18 protein-coding genes are annotated in these 22,044 nt (G+C 69.7%); 13 read left to right on the top strand and 5 right to left on the bottom strand.

Annotated features, from left to right (window positions below; translation table 11 throughout):
* Window positions 1–17: 17 nt before the first annotated feature.
* The 5 genes from LG334_RS21425 to panC all read left to right on the top strand — a co-directional run bounded on the left by LG334_RS21425 (window position 18) and on the right by panC (window position 5,086).
* Entirely contained in the window at window positions 18–527 is a 510-nt protein-coding gene (locus LG334_RS21425) for a FixH family protein (protein ID WP_404381321.1), read from the top strand.
* A 70-nt stretch (window positions 528–597) separates the two neighbouring features.
* Window positions 598–2,988, top strand: coding sequence for a heavy metal translocating P-type ATPase (locus LG334_RS21420; protein WP_404381319.1), 2,391 nt, complete (start codon window positions 598–600; stop codon window positions 2,986–2,988).
* Between the two features lie 52 nt (window positions 2,989–3,040).
* A complete protein-coding gene (ccoS, locus tag LG334_RS21415) occupies window positions 3,041–3,250 on the top strand; it encodes a cbb3-type cytochrome oxidase assembly protein CcoS (RefSeq protein WP_404381317.1) in 210 nt (69 codons plus the stop codon).
* Between the two features lie 94 nt (window positions 3,251–3,344).
* On the top strand, window positions 3,345–4,187 hold the full coding sequence (gene panB, locus LG334_RS21410; protein ID WP_404381315.1) for a 3-methyl-2-oxobutanoate hydroxymethyltransferase: 843 nt from the start codon (window positions 3,345–3,347) through the stop codon (window positions 4,185–4,187).
* A 5-nt stretch (window positions 4,188–4,192) separates the two neighbouring features.
* Window positions 4,193–5,086 (top strand): pantoate--beta-alanine ligase, encoded by an 894-nt coding sequence (panC, locus tag LG334_RS21405; RefSeq protein ID WP_404381313.1) that lies wholly within the window; start codon window positions 4,193–4,195, stop codon window positions 5,084–5,086.
* 58 nt (window positions 5,087–5,144) lie between these two features.
* Here panC and arsC read toward each other — a convergent pair whose 3' ends face one another.
* Window positions 5,145–5,495, bottom strand: coding sequence for an arsenate reductase (glutaredoxin) (gene arsC / locus LG334_RS21400; RefSeq protein ID WP_404381311.1), 351 nt, complete (start codon window positions 5,493–5,495; stop codon window positions 5,145–5,147).
* A gap of 215 nt (window positions 5,496–5,710) precedes the next feature.
* Here arsC and LG334_RS21395 point away from each other — a divergent pair, with 215 nt between their 5' ends.
* On the top strand, window positions 5,711–8,209 hold the full coding sequence (locus LG334_RS21395; protein WP_404381309.1) for a mechanosensitive ion channel domain-containing protein: 2,499 nt from the start codon (window positions 5,711–5,713) through the stop codon (window positions 8,207–8,209).
* Between the two features lie 105 nt (window positions 8,210–8,314).
* Window positions 8,315–9,346, top strand: coding sequence for a glycosyltransferase family 4 protein (locus LG334_RS21390; RefSeq protein WP_404381307.1), 1,032 nt, complete (start codon window positions 8,315–8,317; stop codon window positions 9,344–9,346).
* A 34-nt stretch (window positions 9,347–9,380) separates the two neighbouring features.
* Here the strand turns inward: LG334_RS21390 and LG334_RS21385 are convergent, their stop codons facing one another.
* Both LG334_RS21385 and LG334_RS21380 read right to left on the bottom strand, forming a co-directional pair.
* Window positions 9,381–9,887 carry a GNAT family N-acetyltransferase gene (locus LG334_RS21385; protein WP_404381305.1) on the bottom strand — a complete coding sequence of 169 codons (507 nt, stop codon included), beginning with the start codon at window positions 9,885–9,887 and terminating at the stop codon, window positions 9,381–9,383.
* Window positions 9,888–9,894: 7 nt separating this feature from the next.
* Window positions 9,895–11,298 (bottom strand): aldehyde dehydrogenase family protein, encoded by a 1,404-nt coding sequence (locus LG334_RS21380; RefSeq protein ID WP_404381303.1) that lies wholly within the window; start codon window positions 11,296–11,298, stop codon window positions 9,895–9,897.
* 142 nt (window positions 11,299–11,440) lie between these two features.
* On the opposite strand from LG334_RS21380, the gene recQ reads away from it, so the two are divergent.
* Window positions 11,441–13,243, top strand: coding sequence for a DNA helicase RecQ (recQ, locus tag LG334_RS21375; protein ID WP_404381301.1), 1,803 nt, complete (start codon window positions 11,441–11,443; stop codon window positions 13,241–13,243).
* A gap of 210 nt (window positions 13,244–13,453) precedes the next feature.
* On the opposite strand, the gene LG334_RS21370 is transcribed toward recQ, so the two are convergent.
* A complete protein-coding gene (locus tag LG334_RS21370; protein ID WP_404381299.1) occupies window positions 13,454–13,987 on the bottom strand; it encodes a murein L,D-transpeptidase family protein in 534 nt (177 codons plus the stop codon).
* Window positions 13,988–14,177: 190 nt separating this feature from the next.
* On the opposite strand from LG334_RS21370, the gene LG334_RS21365 reads away from it, so the two are divergent.
* Complete coding sequence (locus LG334_RS21365) at window positions 14,178–15,728, top strand: replicative DNA helicase (RefSeq protein WP_404381297.1); 1,551 nt, start codon at window positions 14,178–14,180, stop codon at window positions 15,726–15,728.
* A 99-nt stretch (window positions 15,729–15,827) separates the two neighbouring features.
* Here LG334_RS21365 and LG334_RS21360 read toward each other — a convergent pair whose 3' ends face one another.
* Entirely contained in the window at window positions 15,828–18,542 is a 2,715-nt protein-coding gene (locus LG334_RS21360; RefSeq protein WP_404381295.1) for a cation-translocating P-type ATPase, read from the bottom strand.
* 184 nt (window positions 18,543–18,726) lie between these two features.
* On the opposite strand from LG334_RS21360, the gene alr reads away from it, so the two are divergent.
* The 4 genes from alr (at window position 18,727) to LG334_RS21340 (ending at window position 21,999) form a co-directional block, all read left to right on the top strand.
* Window positions 18,727–19,893: an alanine racemase gene (gene alr, locus LG334_RS21355; RefSeq protein ID WP_404381293.1), complete on the top strand. Its 1,167-nt coding sequence runs from the start codon at window positions 18,727–18,729 to the stop codon at window positions 19,891–19,893.
* Window positions 19,890–20,672 carry an MlaE family ABC transporter permease gene (locus tag LG334_RS21350; protein ID WP_404381291.1) on the top strand — a complete coding sequence of 261 codons (783 nt, stop codon included), beginning with the start codon at window positions 19,890–19,892 and terminating at the stop codon, window positions 20,670–20,672. The genes alr and LG334_RS21350 overlap by 4 nt, the downstream gene beginning before the upstream one ends.
* An 11-nt stretch (window positions 20,673–20,683) precedes the next feature.
* Window positions 20,684–21,466 carry an ABC transporter ATP-binding protein gene (locus LG334_RS21345; RefSeq protein ID WP_404381289.1) on the top strand — a complete coding sequence of 261 codons (783 nt, stop codon included), beginning with the start codon at window positions 20,684–20,686 and terminating at the stop codon, window positions 21,464–21,466.
* 98 nt (window positions 21,467–21,564) lie between these two features.
* Window positions 21,565–21,999: a helix-turn-helix transcriptional regulator gene (locus tag LG334_RS21340; protein WP_404381287.1), complete on the top strand. Its 435-nt coding sequence runs from the start codon at window positions 21,565–21,567 to the stop codon at window positions 21,997–21,999.
* The last annotated feature ends 45 nt before the right edge of the window (window positions 22,000–22,044 follow it).

Below are 22,044 nucleotides of genomic sequence, written 5' to 3'. Positions count from 1 at the left end.
AGGAGCATCGTTTCGACATGAGCATGACCGGCAACACGCCACGGCCCAGCGGCTGGTGGTATCCCTATATCTTCGTCGCCGCCTTCATGGTGGTCGTCGGGGTGAACGGGGCGCTGGCCTACTTCGCCACCAGCACCTTCAACGGGCTGGAAACCCGCAACGCCTATGAAAAGGGGCGGCTGTACAACCAGACCCTGGCCGAGGCCGAGGCTCAGAAGGCGCTGGGCTGGACGGTGGGGCTTCAGGCCGAGCAGATGACCAAGGACCGTCCGGGCGACTACCCGGCGGACCTGATGATTTCCGCCACCGGCCCCGATGGCGAGGGGCTGGAAGGCCTGGAGGTCTTTGCGGAAATCCGCCGGCCGACGCAGGCGGGCATGGATCAGGAGGTCCGCCTGACCCGCCGCGACACCGGCCGCTACGGCACGAAAATCGTCCTGCCTCAGCCCGGCCAGTGGGAAATCCGCGTGCTGGCGCGCAAGGGCGACGATACCTTCCGCATGTACGACCGCATCTTCGTGAAGTGACGAACGCCGGCGCCGCCGGCCGGCGCACCGGGCGCCCGGCCCGGCGGCGTTCGCCTTCGTCTTGTGGACCATGACCGCCATGACCGGCCACCTCGCTGAATGCAGGCACTGCGGTACGCCGGTTCCGCCGCGTTCGCCGGCGGGGCCGGATTTCTGTTGCCGCGGATGTCAGGCCGCCTTTGGCCTCATCAACGGCATGGGCCTCGAGTCCTATTACCGCAAGCGCTGCATCGACCCCGATGCGCGGCCGCTCAAGCCCGAGGACGAGGCGCTCGCCACCGACTTCTCGGCCCACGTCCATGCCGAGGATGACGGCACCCGCACCCTTCACCTGATGGTGGAGGGGCTGCACTGCGCGGCCTGCGTCTGGCTGATCGAGACCGTGCTGACCCGCCAGCCGGGCGTGCGCAATGCCCGCGTGAACATGACCACGCGCCGTCTCACCCTACGCTGGGACCCGGCGGAGACCGGCTCCGACAGCCCCAACGGCCTGATCGAGCCGGTGCTTCAGGTGGGGTACCGCCTTGTCCCCTACGACCCCGAGGCGCTCGGCCGCGAGGGCGCCAAGGCCGACCGCGAGCTTCTGCGCGCCATGGCCGTGGCCGGCTTCGCCGCGGGCAACGTCATGCTGTTTTCCGTCAGCGTGTGGTCCGGCGCGGAAATGACCTGGGCTACCCGCGACCTGATGCACTGGCTGTCGGCGCTGATCGCGGTGCCGGCGGTGCTGTATGCCGGGCGGCCGTTCTTCCGCTCCGCCCTCACGGCGCTGCGGGCCCGCCGCACCAACATGGACGTGCCCATCTCGCTCGGCGTGCTGCTGGCGACGGGCATGAGCCTGGTGCAGGTGATCAACAGCGCCGAGCATGCCTACTTCGACGCCTCGGTGATGCTGCTGTTCTTCCTGCTGGTGGGCCGCTACCTGGACAACCGGGCGCGCGGCCGCGCCCGCTCGGCGGCGGAGCACCTGCTGGCGTTGGGCTCGGGATCGGTCACGGTGCTGGAGGCCGACGGCACGCGCCGGCTGCTGCCGCCGGCCAAGGTGGCGCCGGGCATGACCATCCTGGTCGCCGCCGGCGAGCGCGTTGGCGTCGACGGCACGGTGACGGACGGCCGCTCCGACCTGGATACCAGCCTGATCACCGGCGAGACGGTCCCCCAGAGCGTCGCGCCCGGCGACCGCGCCTTCGCCGGCACCGTCAACCTGTCGGGCCCGCTGCGGCTGACCGTCGATGCCGTCGGCGAGCGCACCCTGCTGGCCGAAATCGTCCGCATGATGGAGGTGGCCGAGCAGGGCCGCGCCAAATACGTGGCGCTGGCCGACCGCGTGGCGCGCTGGTACGCGCCGGTGGTGCACCTGGCGGCGCTGGGCACCTTCCTCGGCTGGTACCTCGGCGCGGGCGCGTCGTGGCAGCAGAGCCTGCTGACGGCCATCGCCGTGCTGATCATCACCTGCCCCTGCGCCCTGGCGCTGGCCGTGCCCGTGGTGCAGGTCATCGCGTCGGGGCGCCTGCTGCGTGGCGGCATCCTGATCAAGACCGCGACGGCGCTGGAGCGGCTGAACGGCTGTGACACCATCGTCTTCGACAAGACCGGCACCCTGACGCTCGGCCATCCCGACCTGCTGACGGAGGGGGCGGCCTGGACCCGCGCCGACCTGGACCTGGCGGCAGGCCTGGCCGGGGCCTCCCGCCACCCGCTGGCGCGGGCGCTGGCGGCCCGTTCCGACGCGCCGGTGGCCGAAGGCGTCGAGGAGGTGCCGGGCCGGGGCCTGCGGCTTTCCACGGCGGACGGCGAGGTGCGGCTGGGCAGCCGCGTCTTCTGCGGAGTCGACGGCGCGACCGCCTGGGCGACCTCGGCCGATACCGCGCCGGGACCGGAGTTGTGGCTGGCCCGCCCGGATGTCGCGCCGGTGCCCTTCCTATTCGCCGACGCGCCGCGCCCGGACGCCGCCGCAGTGGTGACGGAACTGGCGCGCCGCGGCTACCGTCTTGAACTGCTGTCCGGCGACCGCGAGCCCGCTGTGCGATCCGTGGCCGGGGCGTTGGGAATCGACACCTGGCGCGCCGCCTGCACGCCGGCGGACAAGTGCGCCCGGCTGGAGGCGCTGCGGGCCGAGGGCGCGCGCGTGCTGATGGTCGGGGACGGCCTCAACGACGCGCCGGCCCTGGCGGCGGCGGATGCCTCCGTCTCGCCGTCGACCGCCGTGGACGTCAGCCAGACCGCCGCCGACGTGGTCTTCCAGGGACAGCGTCTTGGGCCGGTGCTGGAGGTGCTGGACACGGCGCGGCGCGCCGACCGCTTGGTGAAGCAGAATTTCGGCCTGGCGCTGCTTTACAATGTCTTCACCATACCGCTCGCCGTCGGCGGCTTCGTGACGCCGCTGATCGCGGCGCTGGCCATGTCGTCGTCGTCCGTGGTGGTGATCACCAACGCCCTGCGCCTCTCGCGCAGGGGGCGTTGACGCACTAGGTTCGGCGCAGCCGCCGGCGCTCGACGCAGACACAGAGGGTTCCATGGACAGTCTCCTGATGCTCATCCCCATCGCCCTGTTCCTGGGCCTGGTCGGCCTGGGGACCTTCCTGTGGGCGCTGAAGTCGGGGCAGTTCGAAGACCTGGACGGGGCCGCCAACCGCATCCTGTTCGAGGAAGACGACATGGCCCCGCCGCCGCCGTCCGAAACGGACCGTGCGGAAGCCCCTGAGGGCCGCCACAAGAAGGGGTGAGTGCGGCGTTTCGCTTTGTCGGCGGGCGCGAGTGCTGTAAAACGTCGCCCCAACCGCGCCGCCGACCCGTGCCAGATCAACAGGAGGATGTTCCTTGAGCGCGCAGACCAGCCTGAAGCGCGTCACCGTGCGTGATGTCGCCGCTCGCAAGGGCAAGGACCCGCTTGTCGTGCTCACCTGCTACACCGCGCCCATGGCGCAGGTGCTGGACGAGCATGTGGACATGCTGCTGGTCGGCGACAGCCTGGGCATGGTGGTCTACGGCATGGACACGACCCTGGGCGTGACCGTCGACATGATGATCAACCACGGCCAGGCCGTCATGCGGGGCTCCCGCACGGCGATGGTCATCGTCGACCTGCCTTTCGGCTCCTACGGCGAAAGCCCGGCGCAGGCCTACCGCAACGCCGCGCGCATCCTCAAGGAGACCGGCGCCGCCGCCGTCAAGCTGGAGGGCGGCGCGGAAATGGCCGAAACCGTGCGCTTCCTCACCCAGCGCGGCGTGCCGGTGATGGGCCACGTGGGCCTGAAGCCTCAGATGGTGCACGCCACCGGCGGCTTCCGGGCCCAGGGCCGCACCGATGCCGAGGCACAGCAGATACTCGCCGACGCCAAGGCCATCGCCGAGGCCGGTGCGTTCTCGCTGGTGGTCGAAGGCACCTGGGAGGGCGTCGCCCGCGAGGTGACGGAGCATGTCGGCTGCCCCACCATCGGCATCGGCGCCTCGGCGGCCTGCGACGGGCAGGTGCTGGTGACCGAGGACGTCATGGGCCTGTTCAGCGACTTCACGCCCAAGTTCGTCAAACAGTACGCCCGGCTCAACGAGCAGATTTCCGAGGCCGCCGGCAAATACGCCGCCGACGTCCGCGCCCGCCGCTTCCCGGGGCCGGAGCACTGCTTCGGCATGCCCAAGCTGCGCGACGTGAAGGAGGGCTGAGGGCCATGACCACCGAGGCCCCCTCCGGCACCGGCGGGCGTGCGCGCGGGCCGCACACCGTTTCCACCGTCGCGGACCTGCGCGAGCAGGTCCTGGCGTGGCGGGGCGAGGGTCTGCGGGTGGCCCTGGTGCCCACAATGGGCGCGCTGCACGAAGGCCACATGTCGCTGATCCGCCGGGCCAAGATGCTGGCGGACCGGGTGGTGGTGTCGGTCTTCGTCAATCCCACCCAGTTCGGCCCGAACGAGGATTTCGGCCGCTACCCGCGCCAGCTGGCGCAGGACCGCTTCAAGGTCGGCATGGCTGGCGGTCAGCTGGTCTACGCCCCGACCGTCGACGAGATGTATCCGGCCGGCTTCGCCACCACCGTCAGCGTCACCGGCGTCTCGTCGGGGCTGTGCGGCGATGCGCGCCCCGGCCATTTCGACGGCGTGGCGACGGTCGTGTGCAAGCTGCTGCTCCAGGCGTTGCCCGACGTCGCAGTGTTCGGCGAGAAGGACTGGCAGCAACTGGCCGTCATCCGACGCATGGCGACGGACCTGAACGTGCCGGTGACCATAGAGGGCGCGCCCATCGTGCGCGAGATGGACGGGCTGGCCATGTCGTCGCGCAACGCCTACCTGACCGATGACGAACGCGCCGTCGCCAATCACCTCTACAAGACCTTGAAGCAGATCGCCGACGACATCGACGCGGGCGTCGACGTGGGCCAGGCCTGCGCCTGGGGCATCGGCGAACTGGGGCGAAAGGGGTTCGCGGCGGTGGACTACCTGGAGGTCCGCGATGCCGGGACGCTGGAGCCGGTGGAGCGTGTCACGCGCCCGGCCCGCGTGCTTGCGGCGGCGTTCCTGGGCAAGACGCGCCTCATCGACAACGTGGCCTGCGGCGTGAAGGCGTAGCGCCCAGAGACGCGGGGCGCGGGAGGGGCCCGCATCCGGTCCCTCGCGTCCTTCGACCTTACTTTCCGATCAACGGCAGCACCGACTCGGGCGGGCGGCCCAGCGCGGCCTTGGCGTCGTCGACCACCACGATGGGGCGCTCGATCACCTTGGGGTGCGTGACCATGCCGGCGATGATCTCGGCCTCCGTCAGCGCCGGGTCGTCGAGGCCCGCTTCCTTGGCTTCCTTCTTGCGCAGCAGGTCGCGGGCCGGGATGCCCAGCAGGTCCAGGATCGTCCGCAGGTCGGCGGCGCTCGGCGGCGTTTCCAGGTAGGCCACCACCTTGGGCTCCACGCCGTTCTCCTGCAGCAGCGCCAACGTCTGGCGCGACTTGGAGCAGCGCGGATTGTGGTAGATGGTCACGTCCATGTCTGACGGCTCCGCATTGTCTTTTTCGGCAAGTATGGTGAGATGAACGGCATCGGGCGCGCATTTTCGTGCGTTTCGAGGCCGAACAACAACAGGTGCTCCCTCTTGCCATGAAGCCGGTGACCGCACAACCCCGCGCGGCCGATCCTGGCCGCCCCGTCCCTGCCCGCCTTTTCCGTTCCGTTCTCGCTGTCCTGCTGGGTCTCCTTCTGGCCGTGTCCGCACCGCTGGATCGGGCGCAGCAGGCGCAGGCGCAGGAGGCCGATGCGGCCGCGCCGGCGGACGTGTCCGAGCAGACGGTCCGGGACCTGGAAGCGCTGGTCGCGACCCTGGAGGACGAGGCCCAGCGCCAGGAACTGGTCACGCGCCTGAAGGCGCTGATCGAGGCGACGCGCCCGGCGGAGGAGGGGCCGGGGGTCGTCTCCTCCATCGGGGCGCGTCTGCTGGGCGACGTGTCCGACGCCATGGGCACGGCAACGCGCGAGATGGTGGACCTGGGCCGGGCGGCGGAGACTCTGCCGGACTTGTGGGACTGGGGCGTCGCGCGCATCACAGAGCCCGAACTGCGCGGCGCCGCCGTGCGCGGCGTGCTGCGCGTGGCGGCCCTTGTGGTGGCGGCGCTGGCGGCGTTCTGGATCGTCCGCCGCCTGCTCGCCAAGCCGCGCAACCGCCTTCACGGCCGGCAGCGCGAGCCCAAGTGGTACGAGCGCATCTTCATCACGCTGGGCCTGCTGCTCATGCGGGCTGCGCCGGTGGGCGCGCTGCTGGCGACGGGATACGGCGTCATGCCGGCCCTCGACCTGGCGCCGGGCTCGCGCGTCGTGGCGCTGGTGATTCTCACGGCCATCGCCGCCGTCCAGGGCATCATGATCGCGTCCGACCTGCTGCTGCAACCCTCCAACCGGTCGCTGCGCTGGCTGGCGTTGGGGGACGAGGCGGCGCTCTACCTGCACATCTGGACCCGGCGGCTGGCGCTGGTGGGCGTCATCGGCTTCTTCGGAGCCGAGGCCGCCCTGACCTTCGGCCTGCCCGACGGGGCGTACCAGTTGGTGACGCGCCTGGTCGGTTTCGTGATGGCGCTGTTGATCATCATCGTCATCATGCAGTCCAAGCAGCCCGTCGCCGCCTGGATCCGCGAGCGCCGCATGGTGGTGCACGAGGCGCCACTGGAGGAGGGCGACGGGGAGACAACACAGGGCGACCGCGGCGGCGACGTGCCGGCGGCGCGCCCGCTGTCCGGTCCCGACCAGCCCGTCGCGGCCGACGATGCCGATCCGGCCACGCCGGGCCTGGCCGGCGACGCCGCCGCCACCCGCGACGCGGCCGCCGCCCGCGCCAGCGAGCGCCAGGCCCGCCGGCGCCCGAAGCGCCGCAAGCCCCTGCGTCCCGGCGGTGCCATCGGCCGCGTGCTGCGCGACCGTTTCGCTGACGTCTGGCACGTTCTGGCGGCGCTGTATGTGCTGGCGTCCTATGCCGTCTGGGCGCTGGAGGTCGAGGGCGGCTTCCAGTACATCCTGCGCGGCACGGTCCTGACGGTGGTCATCGTGCTGCTGGCGACCGGACTGGTGACGCTGCTGTCGGCGGGGCTGGCCCGCCTGTTCGAGGTCAGCCAGGACGTCAAGGACCGCTTCCCCGACATCGAGCGCCGCGTCAACCGCTACCTGCCGGTGGTGCATACGGCCGTGCGCGTGCTGGTCTTCCTGCTTGCCGCCGGCGCCATTGCCCAGGCCTGGGGCGTGGCGGTGGTGGAAGCCCTGACCACCGACGCCGGCGGCGCCTTCATCGGCGCGCTGGTGACCATTCTGTTGGTGCTGGTGGTCAGCGTCGTGGTCTGGGAACTGGCGTCGTCGTCCATTGAGCGTTACCTGAGCACCACCGACAAGGAGGGCAACGTCATTGAGCGCTCGGCGCGGGCCAAGACGCTGCTGCCGCTGGCGCGCAACATCCTGCTGGTGGTGATGATCGTCGTCGTCAGCATGGTGATCCTGTCGGAGCTGGGTGTGAACATCGCCCCGCTGATCGCCGGCGCCGGCGTCATCGGCCTGGCCGTCGGCTTCGGCGCCCAGAAGCTGGTGCAGGACGTCATCACCGGCGCCTTCATCCTGTTCGAGAACACCTTCTCCGTCGGCGACGTGGTGTCGGTCGGCGGCCATGCCGGCCTGGTGGAGGGCATGACCGTGCGCTCGGTGCGCCTGCGCGACCTGGCGGGCACCGTGCACACGCTGCCGTTCTCCTCGGTCGACAAGATCTCCAACCTGACCAAGGACTTCAGCTACTACGTCATCGACATGGGCGTGGCCTACCGCGAGGACACCGACGAGGTGGTGGAGGTCTGCAAGGAGGTGGTCGAGGACCTGCGCGCCGATCCCGAATACGGCCCGCAGATCCTGGAGCCGCTGGAGGTGCTGGGCGTCGACAAGTTCGCCGACAGCGCGGTGATCGTGAAGACGCGCATCAAGACCAAGCCCATCCAGCAGTGGTTCGTCGGCCGCGAGTTCAACCGCCGGCTCAAGAAGCGGTTCGACGAGTTGGGCATCGAAATCCCGTTCCCGCACCGCACCCTGTACTTCGGCGAGGGCAAGGACGGCACCGCGCCGCCCGCCCATGTGCTGATGGACCGGTTCCGCGGCGGGCATGGCGGCGGCGAAACACCCCATCCGGCCGAGCCACCGCCGCCGACGCCCAGCCCGGTGCCCGATCCCGAGCCGACATGACCTGACGAAGCCGGTCGAAGCCCGGCCGTCACGAAGCCTTCACTGGACCAGGCTTCCTTCCCCACCCATGACTGTCCGGCAGAATCGGCGGGGGAGGACCATCTTTTGCGCATCGCGATTGTGACCGACGCCTGGTATCCGCAGCGCAACGGCGTGGTGCGGGTGCTGGGCACCCTGCGCGACACGCTGGTGGCGCGCGGGCACGAGGTTCTGGTCATCAGTCCCGACCAGTTCCTCAACGTGCCCATGCCCACCTACAACGAGATCCGCCTTGCCCTGTTCTCGCGCCGGGGCGTGAGGCGGCACCTGGACGCCTTCCGCCCCGATGCCATCCACATACCCACCGAGGGGCCGCTGGGCCAGCAGGCGCGGCGCTATTGCCTGAAGCGCGGGTTGCCCTTCACCACCGCCTACCACACAAAGTTCCCGGAATACGTCAACGCGCGCACGCCCGTGCCGCTGGCCTGGGCGCGGGCCTGGATCAAGCGCTTCCACGCCCCCAGCCGGGCGGTGCTGGCGCCCTCGCCCTCGGTCCTGCGGGAGCTTACGGCCGAAGGCTACGGCAACGTCGTGCCCTGGAGCCACGGGGTGGACGTCGACACCTTCCGTCCCGGCGACAAGACCGCCGTGTGGCCCGAGTTGCCGCGGCCCATCTTCCTCTATGTCGGCCGCGTGACGGTGGACAAGAACCTGCCCGCCTTCCTGTCGCTGGACCTGCCGGGCAGCAAGGTCGTGGTCGGCGACGGGCCGAGCCGCGCGGACTACGTCAAGCGCTTCCCCGACACGCTGTTCCACATCGCCAACGGAGACGCGGAACTGGCCGCCTGCTACAACGCCGGCGACGTGTTCGTCTTCCCCTCGCGCACCGACACCTTCGGGTTGGTGATGCTGGAGGCCCTGGCCTGTGGCGTGCCGGTGGCAGCCTTCCCCGTCACCGGCCCGACCGACGTGCTGGGCACCTCGGGCGCCGGCGTGCTGGACGAGGACCTGCGCGCCGCCGCCGTCGCCGCCCTGGCCATCGCGCCGGAGCGCTGCCGGGACCATGCCTGCCGGTTCTCGTGGGACCAGGTGGCCGACGAGTTCCTGGGCTACCTGGCGCCGGTGCAGGCCGCAGAGGAGCGGCGCGCGGCGGAATGAGGGGAGCGCTGCCACGCTTGGGGCGGTCCCCCTGTCATGCGAGGTCCATCACCATCCGCATGCTGGGGAACCGCAGGTCCGGCCCCATGGCGACCGCCATCGGGCCGACCGCCCGGAAGCCCACGGCGGCATAGAACGGCTCCGCCCCCAGCGCGGCGTAGCACTCGAACCGCCTTACGCCGGCGGCCCGGGCGTCGGCCGCGCAGCGGTCGAAGATCGCCCGCGCCACGCCCCGGCGCACCGCATCGGGGTGGGTGGCGAAGTGGCGGATGTGGCCGAGCGTCGCGTCCTCCGGATCGTCCGGCGCCCCCGGCCGCGCCAGCGTCCAGCCGCCGCAGCCGATCACGCGCCCCGTCGCGTCCTCGGCAACATGGAAGGTGCCCGAGGCCAGAAGCGCCGGGTTGGCGCGACACATCAGCGGCAGGGCACGCGCCAGCACCGGCGGGTCGTAGTGCGGCGCCATGAGGGCCGGGTAGCAGGCCTCCAGCAGCGCCGTCACCGCCGCCGCGTCGTCGACCGTCGCCTGCCGCACGGGGGGCATGAGCGCCTCAGGCCGTGTGCTGGAAGTTGAGCGTCATGGGCCGCGTCACCCGTTCATAGAAGGCGCGGGAGAGCATGACGCCGTCGCCCGCACCCTTGACGCCGGTCCAGACCAGATTGCCGTCCAGGCCGCCCACCAGGTTCTGCGTCACCACCCCGACGCGCAGGTTGGCGGCGATGCGGTGGGCCTCCGTCAGGTCCTGGGTCCACAGCGACGCCGCGCGCGGGGCCGGCCCGTCGTTGATCAGCGCGGCGGCCTCTTCGTCCGACGACACCCGCACCAGCGCCACCAGCGGACCGGGCGTGGGCTCGCGGACGATGTCCATGGACTGGATGGCCTCCGTCAGCACGCGCGGACGGCAGTAGAGCCCCGAGCCGTCGTCGGCCGGGAAGAAGCCCCCTTCGACCATGTCCCGCGCGCCCTGCATCTCCGCCTGTTCCAGCCGGTTGCGGAAGAGTACCGCATCCTCGCGCCGGGGCAGGGGGCCCAGCGTCGTGGCCGCGTCCAGCGGATCGCCGAGCACGGCCTCGGCGGCGTGTCCCGCCAGCAGGGTGGCGAGGCGGTCGTGCACCTCGGCATGGACATACAGCCGCCGCGGTGCGCCGAACAGCCGGCCGGCATCGGTGAAGGCCGCGCGGGCCAGGGCCTCGGCGGCGGGCTCCGGCTTGGCGTCGCGGCGGACGTAGGCGGCATCGGCGGCGGGGCCGAGGATTTCCACCGGCCGCTGGCGGGTGGCGGCGGCGGCGACCAGCCAGCGCGTCATTTCCGGCTCGCCGGCATGCAGCAGCATGTCCACCTCCACCGCGCCGGCGACGCGGGCGGCATCGGCCTCGGCCAGGTGCAGGGCGCGGGCGACGCCCTCGGGCAGGCCGGCCTCGGTCAGCGCCTTGACGATGATCTCGGCGGGAAGCGGAGCCTGCGGGGCGGGGCGGATGATGACGGCGTTGCCGGCGATCAGCGCGGGCACGATCAGGCACAGCGCCGCCAGCCAGGGCTGGCTCCATGGCAGGGTGACGAAGACCACGCCGCGCGGCACGCGGCGCACAAGGCGCTCGGTCCCCGGTTCCTCGGGCGCGTGGATGTCGGACAAGACGCTGGGGCCCAGGCCCATCATGGTGCGCACCAGGTCCTCGGCCTCCGCCACTTCCGCCTCGGCCTGGGTGACCGGCGTGCCCACCTGCCAGGCGAGGCTCTGGGCGATGCGGCCCTTGCCGGCCTTCAGGCGGTCGAGCAACCGGGCGCAGACGGCGACACGGTCGGTGACGGGCTGCCGCGCCCAGCGGTCGGCGGCGAGGCGGGCGTTGGTCAGCGCGTGGGCGATGTCCCCGTCCGCCGCCAGCGGCCGCTCCACATAGACCGAGCCGTCGATGGGCGAGATCACCTTGAGCATGGTCTGCGGCTCCGCCGTCATGGCGCTGTCTCTCCTGGTTGCGCGGCCGGTTTGCGGCGATGACAGCACGAAGGCGGCGGGGGTTCAACCTCGGCCATCGCCCGAGCGGTCGGGCGCCGGATTGCCCTTCCGCCGCCACCGCCGGACCTGTATAACGCCGGCCATGCGCCTTGATCCTCAGACAGTCCTGCGCAGCGTCTTCGGCTACGACTCCTTCCGCGGCATGCAGGGGGATGTCATCGACCATGTGGTCGAGGGCGGCGACGCGCTGGTCATCATGCCCACCGGCGGCGGCAAGAGCCTGTGCTACCAGATTCCGGGCCTGGTGCGGCCGGGGGTGGCCATCGTCGTCAGCCCGCTGATCGCGCTCATGCAGGACCAGGTGGAGGCCCTGCGCCAGCTGGGCGTGAAGGCCGCCGCGCTGAACTCCACGCTGCCGTGGCCCGAGCAGCAGGAGGTGGAGCGCCAGATGCGCGCCGGCGAACTGGACCTCGTCTACGTCGCGCCCGAGCGGCTGATGGGGGAGGGATGCCTCAACAACCTCGCCCATACCGACCTCGCCCTGTTCGCCATCGACGAGGCCCATTGCGTCAGCCAATGGGGGCACGATTTCCGGCCCGAGTACCTGCAACTGCGCACCCTGCACGAGCGCTTCCCGCATGTGCCGCGCATCGGCCTGACCGCTACCGCCGACGGCCCGACCCGGCGCGAGATCGTCGAGCGGCTGGCGCTGGAGAACGGGCGGGAGTTCGTCGCCGGCTTCGACCGGCCCAACATCCGCTATCACGTCCGCGCCAAGACCAACGCGAAAAGCCAGCTTCTGTCGTTCATCAAGCGCGAGCACGAGGGCGAAAGCGGCATCGTCTACTGCATGTCGCGGGCGAAGGTGGACGACATCGCCGCTTGGCTGAACGACGAGGGCGTGCCGGCGCTGCCCTACCATGCCGGCCTGCCGAAAGAGGTCCGCTTCGCCAACCAGGACCGGTTCCTCAAGGAAGAGGGGCTGACGGTGGTGGCGACCATCGCGTTCGGCATGGGCATCGACAAGCCAGACGTCCGCTTCGTCGCCCACCTGGACCTGCCGAAAAGCCTGGAAGCCTATTACCAGGAAACCGGGCGCGCGGGGCGCGACGGCCTGCCGTCCAACGCCTGGATGGTCTTCGGCATGCAGGACGCCGCCCGCCTGTTCCAGATGATCGACCAGTCCGACGCCGCCGACGCGCAGAAGATGATCGAGCGGCGCAAGGTGGAGTCGCTGCTGGGCTTCGCCGAGACGGCCCGCTGCCGCCGCCAGGTGTTGCTGGAATACTTCGGCGACACCTGCGAGCCCTGCGGCAACTGCGATACCTGCCTGGACCCGCCGGAAACCTACGACGCCACCGTGCCCGTGCAGAAGGCCCTGTCCGCCTGCTACCGCACCGGCCAGCGATTCGGCGCCGGGCATGTCATCGACGTGCTGCTGGGCAACATGACCGACCGCATGCGCCAACTCGGCCACGACTCCTTGAGCGTCTTTGGGATCGGCAAGGAGTTCACCAAGGATCAGTGGCGCACGGTCTTCCGCCAGATGATCGCCTACGGCTACATCCGGGCCGACGCCGAGGCCCATGGGGCGCTGGTGCTGATCCCGGACACGGCCCGGCCGATCCTGAAGGGCGAGCAGACCGTCATCCTGCGCAAGGAGCGCAAGGAGGCGGGCCGCCGCCGGTCGGAAAAGCGCGAACGGGTGCAACTGACCGATCCGGCGGACGACGCGCTGTTCCAGGCGCTGCGCGGCAAACGCATGGAACTGGCCCGCGCCCAGGGCGTGCCGCCCTACGTCATTTTCCACGACGCGACGCTCATCGCCATCGCCCGCGCCAAGCCGACGGACCTGGACGAACTGGCGGACATCGAGGGTGTGGGGCGGGGCAAGCTCTCGCGCTATGGCGAGGATTTCGTGCAGGTGGTCGTCGACAACCTGTAGAGCGTCGAGCGCTGGCGCGCTCGGGGCGGCTGCCCCAAATCCCGCCGGTGCGGGAGCCACGGGCTCTCGCGCTTTGGGTCGGTGGGGGCCTGCGCGATGGCTGGCGCCGTGCGCCGGGCCAGACTTTCGAGAACTGAAGGGTTCGGGAAGCCGTGCTTCCCGATCAGGGGGAGCGGGGGACCGAGGTCCCCCATGTCGTCCGGCCCGTCCTCACGGATGAATCTCGATCGGCGTGCCCAGTTGCACCAGCTGCCACAGCTCGTCCATGGCTTCGTCCGAGACCGCGATGCAGCCGGCCGTCCAGTCCTTCATGCGCTTGGCGCGAAGGAAGCTTTTCATGGTGGACGGCTGGCCGTGGATATAGATCTGCCCGCCGGGGCTTACCCCGCGCGCCGCGGCCTGGGCGCGGTCGCCGTTGTTGGGGTAGCTGATGCGCAGCGACAGGTAGTATTCGCTTTCCGGGTTGCGGTAGTCGATGACGTACCAGCCCTCGGGCGTCTTGCCGTCGCCTTCCTGAGTCTTGTGGCCCTCGGGCGCGAAGCCGAGCGCGATGGGCCAGGATTTCACCACCCGCCCCTCGCGCAGGACGGACATCTGCCGGGCGGACTTGTTCACGACAATCTTGTCGATGATGTCCGCCGTCGGGTTCACCGCCGCCTTGGCCTCGCCGGCGGACGCCGGACGGACCGCCAGAAGAAGGCCGCACACGCCCAGGAGGCACAGCGTCGCCAGCACGCGCCGCATGGTCCCTACTCCCTCGATCTTTCGGATGCTCTCTCTCAACCCGGACTTTAGCCGAATCGGGCTTCCGCGTCATCATCGTCCTGCCGCGGCGCCGACGAAAAATCGCCCGGATTCAGATATCCGCGTTATCCTCGTTATCCACAGGCTCAAGAGGCGCGGCCAAGCGCCCCTGATCTGCTAGAGTTCCCCCATGAGCACATCCTCGCCCCTTCACCTGACGCCCATCCCCGGCGGCGCCGACGCGCCGGCCGAGACCGCGTCCGCGCGCGTTCCGCCCCACAATTACGAGGCGGAACAGGCGCTTCTTGGCGCCATCCTGGTGAACAACCGCGCCTATGAAAAGGTGTCGGAGTACCTGATGGCGGACCATTTCGCGCACCCCGCGCACGCGTCCATCTACCGCGCCTGCGGCAAGCTTCTGGAAGCCGGCCACATGGTCACGCCGGTGACCCTGAAGACGTACCTGGAGCGGGACGCCGCCGTGGTCGAGGTGGGCGGGATGGAGTACCTGACGACGCTGGTCAACAGCGTGGTCACCATCATCAATGCCGGCGACTACGGCCGCCAGATCTATGACCTGTACCTGCGCCGGCAGTTGATCGACCTCGGCGAGGACCTGGTCAACAACGCCTATACGGTGGACTTCGACGCCACCGCCCGCGATCACATCGAATCGGCCGAGCAATCGCTCTACGACCTTGCCACCACCGGCGAGATGGACCAGGGCTTCCAGCAGTTCTCCGACGCGCTGGCCGGCGCCATCGAGATGGCCCAGAACGCGCACCGCCGCGCCGGCACGCTGGCGGGCGTGACCACCGGCCTGATCGACATGGACCGCAAGCTGGGCGGCCTGCATCCGTCGGACCTTCTGATCCTGGCGGGGCGCCCCTCCATGGGCAAGACGTCGCTGGCGACCAACATCGCCTTCAACGCGGCCAGGGCCTACAAGGAAACCATCGACGACAACGGCATCCGCAAGGTGGAGGAAGGCGCGCGCGTGGCCTTCTTCTCGCTGGAAATGTCGGCCGAGCAGCTCGCCAGCCGTATCCTGGCCGAGCAGGCGGAGATTTCCAGCCACAAGTTGCGCACCGGCGACCTGGACGATGCCGACTTCCAGCGCATGATCCAGGTGAGCCAGGAGTTGCAGACCCTGCCGCTCTACATCGACGACACGCCGGCGCTGACGGTTTCCGCCCTGCGCACCCGCTGCCGACGCCTGGCGCGGCAGAACGGCGGCCAGGGGCTGGGGCTCATCATCATCGACTACCTTCAGTTGCTGTCCGGCGGCGGTGGAAAAAGCTCCGAGAACCGCGTGCAGGAGGTGTCGGCCATCACCCGCGGCCTGAAGGCCCTGGCGAAAGAGATGGACGTGCCGGTGATGGCGCTGTCGCAGCTGTCCCGCGCGGTGGAGCAGCGCGACGACAAGAAGCCGCAACTGGCCGACCTGCGCGAATCGGGTTCCATCGAGCAGGACGCCGACGTGGTGATGTTCGTCTACCGCGAGGAATACTACCTGTCCCGCTCCGAGCCCGGCCGCAAGCCGGAAGAGGACGAAACCCGTTTCCTGGAGCGCTACCAGGCTTGGCAGGAGCGGCTGGAAAAGGCCGCCAACATCGGCGAGGTCATTATCGCCAAGCAGCGTCACGGCCCCATCGGGTCGGTGCGTCTGTTCTTCGACGGCCAGTACACCAAGTTCGGCAACCTGGTGAACAGCGACCAGTACGCGGACGACGACGAGTAGGCGCTGAGCCCCCGGCGGTGCGAAACGGTCGGGGGCGGCGCGACGTCGGATTCATTCAGCTCCGGCAACAGTCAACACGCAAGGCCCGGCGCGGGCGGGCTACTTCGCCCGCCGCCGCCGGACCACGGCTTTCTCCGCTTCCACGGCCAGGAACACCAGCACGGCACAGCCGGCGATGGCGGCCCAGTGCTCGCCCGTCAGGGGGGCCGTGCCGAACAGGAACGCCATGGGCGGCCAGTAGGTGAAGGCCGCTTGCGCCACCACCACCAGCGCCACCGCGATCAGCGCGGCGCGCGAGCCGGTGAAGCAGTCCCACGAGAACGCGCTGGCCGTCAGGTAGCGGCTGCTGAACAGATAGGCGATCTCGCCGGCCACCAGCATGTTGACGGCCACGGTGCGCGCGGTGGCCGGGTCCGCGCCCGCACCTTCCACCTGCCACAGGAACAGCCCGAAGACGGCCACCAGCAGCAGGGTCGAGACGAAGGCCACGCGCCACATCAGGAAGCCCGAAAGGATGGGCGCGCCGGGTGCGCGCGGGCCGCGGGCCATGACGCCTTTCTCCGGCGGCTCGAAGGCGAGCGCAAGGGCCAGGGTCACCGCCGTGATCATGTTCACCCACAGGATCTGCACCGGCGTGATGGGCAGCATGGTCCCCAGCGCGATGGCCGCCAGGATGGTCATGGCCTGGCCGCCGTTGGTGGGCAGGATGAAGGTGATGGCCTTCTTGATGTTGTCGTAGACGGTTCGTCCTTCCTCCACCGCCGCGGCGATGGAGGCGAAGTTGTCGTCGGCGAGCACCATTTCCGCCGCCTCCTTGGCGGCGTCGGTGCCCTGCACGCCCATGGCCACGCCCACGTCTGCGCGCTTGAGCGCCGGCGCGTCGTTCACGCCGTCGCCGGTCATGGCGCAGATGGAGCCGTCGTGCTGGAGCGCCGTGACCAGCCGCAGCTTGTGTTCCGGCGTGGCGCGGGCGAAGACGTCCACCTCGTGCACGCGCCGGCGCAGGTCGTCGTCCGAGGTCGCGTCGATGTCCGCGCCCGTCATGGCTTCGCCGGCGCCGGGCAGTCCCAGCGCCGTACCGATGGCGCGGGCCGTCATGGCGTGGTCGCCGGTGATCATCTTCACCCGGATGCCCGCCGACAGGCAGCGGGTGACCGCCTGCATGGCTTCCTCGCGCGGCGGGTCGATGAGGCCCACCAGGCCCAGAAGCGTCAGGTTCTCGGCAACATGGGCCTCGTCCAGGTGGGTGTCGGACGGCGCGCCGGGCCGTTCGGCCAGGGCCAGCACCCGCATCCCGCGTGACGACAGATCGCCGGCACGGGCGTGCCAGGCGTCTCGGTCGATAAGGCGCTCGCCCCCGGTGGTGGCCTCGGTGCCGCAAAGCCGCAGGATGACCTCGGGCGCGCCCTTGACGTGAATGTTGGGACGACCGCCGTCGGGATCGGCGTCGAGCGTCGCCATGTAGGCACGTTCGGACTCGAAGGGAATGGCGTCCAGCCGGCGGTGCTCGCGCCGCAGGGTCTCGGGGTCCAGGCCCGCCTTGCCGGCGGCGACCACCAGTGCGCCTTCGGTCGGATCGCCGGTGACGGCCCAGCCGCCGGCGCCGGTGTCCTCCACCAGCGCATCGGCGCAGACCGCGCCCGCCACCAGCATGCGGGCGAGCAGCGGGTCCTCCAGCGGGTCGAAGGCCGTGCCGTCGCGCCGGAAGGTGCCGACGGGGGCGTAGCCGGTGCCCGCCACCTCCACCGCGCCGTCGGCCAAGGCATAGGCGCGGGTGGTCATTTCGTTGCGGGTCAGCGTGCCCGTCTTGTCCGAGCAGATCACCGACACCGATCCCAGCGTCTCCACCGCCGGCAGGCGGCGGATGATGGCGTTGCGGCCTGCCATGCGCGCAACACCGATGGCCAGCGTGATGGTGACGATGGCCGGCAGACCCTCGGGGATTGCCGCGACGGCCAGGCCGACCACGGCCAGGAACATCTCCTCCATGCTGTAGCCGCGCAGCACGGTGCCGACGGCGAAGGCCACCGCCGCCAGCCCCAGGATGGCCGCGGTCAGCACGCGGCCGAAATGGGCGAGCTGGCGCAGCAGCGGCGTGTCCAGCGTCTCCACCCGGCTCAGCATTTCCGAGATGCGGCCGATTTCCGTGTGCAGGCCGGTGCCGAAGACGACGCCCTGCGCGTGGCCCTGCACGGCGGTGGTGCCGGCAAAGGCCAGCGACATCCTCTCGGCCAGCGGTGCGGCCAGGGGCGCGGGTGTGGCGGTCTTGTCCACGGGCACGCTTTCGCCGGTCAGGGCCGCCTCCTGCACGCGCAGGCCGCGGGCCTTGATGATGCGAATGTCGGCGGGGATGCGGTCGCCGGGTTCGATCACCACCACGTCGCCGGGCACGACGTTCCCGGCCTTGATCCGGGTGCGGCGGCCGTCGCGCAGCACCACAGCCTCGGGCGAGAGCATTCCCTTGATGCTCTCCAGGGCCTTTTCCGCCTTGCCTTCCTGGATGTAGCCGATCAGCGCGTTGACCAGCACAACGCCGAAGATCACCCCGCTGTCCACGTAATGCTCCAGGGCCAGCGTCACCACGCCGGCCACCAGCAGCACGATGATGAGCACGTTGTTGAACTGCCCGGCGAACCGCTTCCACGCCGGCCGCCGCTCGGCCTCGGGCAGGCGGTTGGGGCCGGCCTCCTTCAGCCGCGCCTCGGCCTCGGCCGTTCCCAGGCCGTGAGGTGAACTGCCCAGGCGCTCCAGGGCCTCGGAGGCCTCCAGCGAATGCCAGGCGGTGGTGCGGGGGCGGCGGGTGTCGAGAGGCATGATACGCTCCTGGGGACGGCGCCAACGTCTATATCCCCACATTACCTGAGGACCGTATCGGCTGGCACGTCAAACCGACGCAGGGCCGTCATGCCAGGGCGTAACTCTAAAGGCTTGGCGGACGCGGCGCCGCACCGTACAGTCCGGCGAGCACGACGCCCCTGCGACCCACTGCGGAGCCCTCATGAGCAGCGCCTGCACCGCCTGCGCGGTGTTGACCATCGACCTGGATGCCCTGGCCGCCAACTGGCGCCTGCTGAACGCTCGCATGGCCGAAGCCGGGGGCGAATGCGCCGGTGTGGTCAAAGGCGACGGTTACGGACTCGGGCTGGCGCCGGTCGCCCGCACGCTGTTCGCCGCCGGCTGCAGCACCTTCTTCGTCGCGCAGATCGAGGAAGGCGTGCGCCTGCGCCGCGTGCTGGCCGAGGCCGCGCCGGCCGATGCCGCGCCGGCCGATGCCGCCGCGCCGCCGGTCTACGTGCTGTGCGGCCTGCTGCCCGGCACGGCGGAGGTCTTTGCCGAGCACGGGCTGGCCCCGGTGCTGTCGACGCCCGAGCAGATCACCGGATACCGCAGCCTGCCGGCGGATATGCGTGCGCGGATGCCGCGCCCGGCGGTGCACTTCGATACCGGGATGCGCCGCCTCGGCCTGACCGTGGCGGAGGCCGAGGCCTTTCTGGATGACGGCGATGCCGTGGCCGATGTCGACCCGGCGGTGGTGGTCACGCACCTGGCCTGCGCCGACACGCCCGGGCACGCGCTGAACGCCGAGCAGAACGCCCTGTTCCGCCGGTTGCGCGACCGGCTGCCGGGTGCGCGCGGGTCCTATGCCAATTCCTCGGGCCTGTTCCTGGGCGGCGACTCCTTCTTCGACCTGGGGCGGCCCGGCGTGGCGCTCTACGGCGTCAACCCCACGCCCGGCCGGCGCAATCCCATGCGTCCGGTGGTGCGGCTGTCGGCGCCCATACTACAGGTACGGAAAATTGACGGTCCCGAGAGCGTCGGCTATGGTGCCTCGCACGTGATGGGGGCAGGGTCCCGCGTGGCCACCGTTGGTGTGGGCTACGCGGACGGGTATCCGAGAGCACTGAGCAATCGCGGCCACGGCGCCCTGGGCGCCTGGCGGGTGCCGGTGGTCGGTCGGGTGTCCATGGATCTGACCCTGTTCGACGTTTCCGCCGTCCCCGAGCACGAGGCCCGTCCCGGCGCCATGATCGACCTGATCGGACCCCTTATTCCTGTTGACGAGGTCGCCGCCGACGCCGGCACCATCGGCTACGAGATTCTCACGCAACTGGGGGCGCGCTACCGCCGTGTCTTCACGGGCGGGCCGGAGGGGGCAGCGGCATGAGAAACGTCAACTTCCTGGCCCTGATCGGCCGCATGGTGCTTGCCTTCCTGCGGCACGCGGGGCGCTTGAGCATCTTCACCGTCACCGCCGTCTCGCACTGCTTCCGGCCGCCGTTCTTCCTGCGCAACGTCGGCCGCCAGATGATCGAGATCGGCTATTACTCCCTGCCCGTGGTGGGGCTGACGGCCATCTTTTCGGGCATGGTGCTGGCGCTGCAGAGCCACACCGGCTTTGCCCGCTTCTCGGCCGAGGGCGCGGTGGCCACCGTCGTCGTGCTGTCCATGACGCGCGAACTGGGTCCGGTGCTGGCGGGCCTGATGGTGGCCGGGCGCATCGGCGCCTCCATGGCCGCAGAGATCGGCACCATGCGGGTGACCGAGCAGATCGACGCCCTGACGACGCTGGAGACCAACCCCTTCAAGTACCTGGTGGCCCCGCGCCTGTGGGCGGCGACGCTCATGCTGCCGGTACTGGTGCTGGTGGCCGACATCATCGGCGTGTTCGGCGGCTATCTGGTGGGCACCTACAAGCTGGGCTTCAACGCCGGCAGCTACATCCGCCGCACGCTGGACTACCTGGAGGTCATGGACGTGGCCTCGGGACTGGTGAAGGCCGCCGTCTTCGGCTTTCTGATCGCCTTGATCGGCTGCTACAACGGCTACATCAGCCGCGGCGGCGCCCAGGGCGTCGGTCAGGCGACCCGCAACGCGGTGGTGGGCGCGTCGATCCTGATTCTCACGTCCAACTACATCATCACCGAACTGTTCTTCAGCCGATGACGACGGACGCCATGACCGCCAGCGACAGCGAACCCAAGATCCGCATCCGCGGCGTCGAGAAAAGCTTCGGATCGAAGCGCGTGCTGGACGGCGTCGACCTGGACGTCGGCAAGGGCGAAAGCGTCGTCATCATCGGCGGCTCCGGCACCGGCAAGTCGGTGCTGCTGAAATGCGTGCTGGGTCTGCTGCACCCCGACACCGGCTCCATCCGCATCGACGGCGAGGAAACGGCCGGCGTCACCGGAAAGGGGCGCGACCGGCTGCTTCACAAGTTCGGCATGCTGTTCCAGAGCGCGGCCCTGTTCGACAGCCTGGCGGTTTGGGAGAACGTGGCCTTCCGCCTGATCCACGGCGACAAGATGCCGCGCAAGGACGCGCGCGAGATCGCCGTCGAGAAGCTGCGCGCCGTCGGCCTCAAGCCGGACGTGGCGGACCTGTTCCCGGCGGAGCTTTCCGGCGGCATGCAGAAGCGCGTGGGCTTGGCCCGCGCCATCGCGGCGGAGCCGGAAATCATCTTTTTCGACGAGCCGACGACGGGCCTCGACCCCATCATGGCCGACGTCATCAACGACCTGATCGTCGCCTGCCGCGAGGACCTGGGCGCGACCACGCTGTCCATCACCCATGACATGGCCTCGGCCCGCAAGATCGCCGACCGCATCGCCATGATCTACCACGGCAAGATCATCTGGGCCGGCGACGCGGCGGATGTTGATGCCAGCGGCAACGACTACGTCGACCAGTTTGTCAACGGCCGCGCCGAGGGCCCGATCCAGATGGAGTTGCGTGGGTAGGCGAAACCGAAGCGGTGGATTTTGATCGCGCCCTTGATGTTAATAACCGGATGGGTTATGTTCTAAGCTCTTCGATCAAAAGCGAGGGGTGAGCAACCATGAAAAATAATCTCCGGGAAATCCGGCAATCTCGCAATCTTACGTGCAAAAAGGTTGCCCAAGCGCTGGATGTTACAGAGATGACCGTCTCTCGGTATGAGCGGGACGAAGAGCGGTTGCGGCTCCCGACGCTGCGAAGGCTGGCAGAGATACTTGAATGCAGTATCGCTCAAATTGTTGGTGAGGAGCCATGGTCTTCGGCGAAGGAAGTTAAGCACCCCTACCAAGATACCGTAGAAGTGATCATGTGCATTGACGGAATTCTTAGTGAATATGGCACCGTTTTGGATAGCGCCGAGCGGGAGCGGCTATACCTTCGGGTTCTGGGGGATGTTGGGAGTCAAGAAAGTGATAACCAAAGCGAGCGGCGGGATAATATAGCTCGGTCTGTGATGGGGTGGGCGCTTCAAGAAAAAGGTCACCGCCCGATCTAGTGGCGCCCCCTCTTCTATACCTTAGGGAGCTGGCGCCCCAGTTTT

It is taken from the genome of Caenispirillum salinarum, assembly GCF_044803115.1.
Classification (GTDB): domain Bacteria; phylum Pseudomonadota; class Alphaproteobacteria; order Rhodospirillales; family Rhodospirillaceae; genus Caenispirillum; species Caenispirillum salinarum_A.
This window is presented reverse-complemented; position numbering and strand designations above follow the sequence as displayed.

Coding starts and splice junctions, on each gene's coding strand:
- LG334_RS21425 (WP_404381321.1), top strand. CDS start 18: ATGAGCATGACCGGCAACACGCCACGGCCCAGCGGCTGGTGGTATCCC.
- LG334_RS21420 (WP_404381319.1), top strand. CDS start 598: ATGACCGCCATGACCGGCCACCTCGCTGAATGCAGGCACTGCGGTACG.
- ccoS (WP_404381317.1), top strand. CDS start 3,041: ATGGACAGTCTCCTGATGCTCATCCCCATCGCCCTGTTCCTGGGCCTG.
- panC (WP_404381313.1), top strand. CDS start 4,193: ATGACCACCGAGGCCCCCTCCGGCACCGGCGGGCGTGCGCGCGGGCCG.
- arsC (WP_404381311.1), bottom strand. CDS start 5,495: ATGGACGTGACCATCTACCACAATCCGCGCTGCTCCAAGTCGCGCCAG.
- LG334_RS21385 (WP_404381305.1), bottom strand. CDS start 9,887: ATGCCCCCCGTGCGGCAGGCGACGGTCGACGACGCGGCGGCGGTGACG.
- LG334_RS21380 (WP_404381303.1), bottom strand. CDS start 11,298: ATGACGGCGGAGCCGCAGACCATGCTCAAGGTGATCTCGCCCATCGAC.
- recQ (WP_404381301.1), top strand. CDS start 11,441: ATGCGCCTTGATCCTCAGACAGTCCTGCGCAGCGTCTTCGGCTACGAC.
- LG334_RS21370 (WP_404381299.1), bottom strand. CDS start 13,987: ATGCGGCGCGTGCTGGCGACGCTGTGCCTCCTGGGCGTGTGCGGCCTT.
- LG334_RS21365 (WP_404381297.1), top strand. CDS start 14,178: ATGAGCACATCCTCGCCCCTTCACCTGACGCCCATCCCCGGCGGCGCC.
- LG334_RS21360 (WP_404381295.1), bottom strand. CDS start 18,542: ATGCCTCTCGACACCCGCCGCCCCCGCACCACCGCCTGGCATTCGCTG.
- alr (WP_404381293.1), top strand. CDS start 18,727: ATGAGCAGCGCCTGCACCGCCTGCGCGGTGTTGACCATCGACCTGGAT.
- LG334_RS21350 (WP_404381291.1), top strand. CDS start 19,890: ATGAGAAACGTCAACTTCCTGGCCCTGATCGGCCGCATGGTGCTTGCC.
- LG334_RS21345 (WP_404381289.1), top strand. CDS start 20,684: ATGACCGCCAGCGACAGCGAACCCAAGATCCGCATCCGCGGCGTCGAG.
- LG334_RS21340 (WP_404381287.1), top strand. CDS start 21,565: ATGAAAAATAATCTCCGGGAAATCCGGCAATCTCGCAATCTTACGTGC.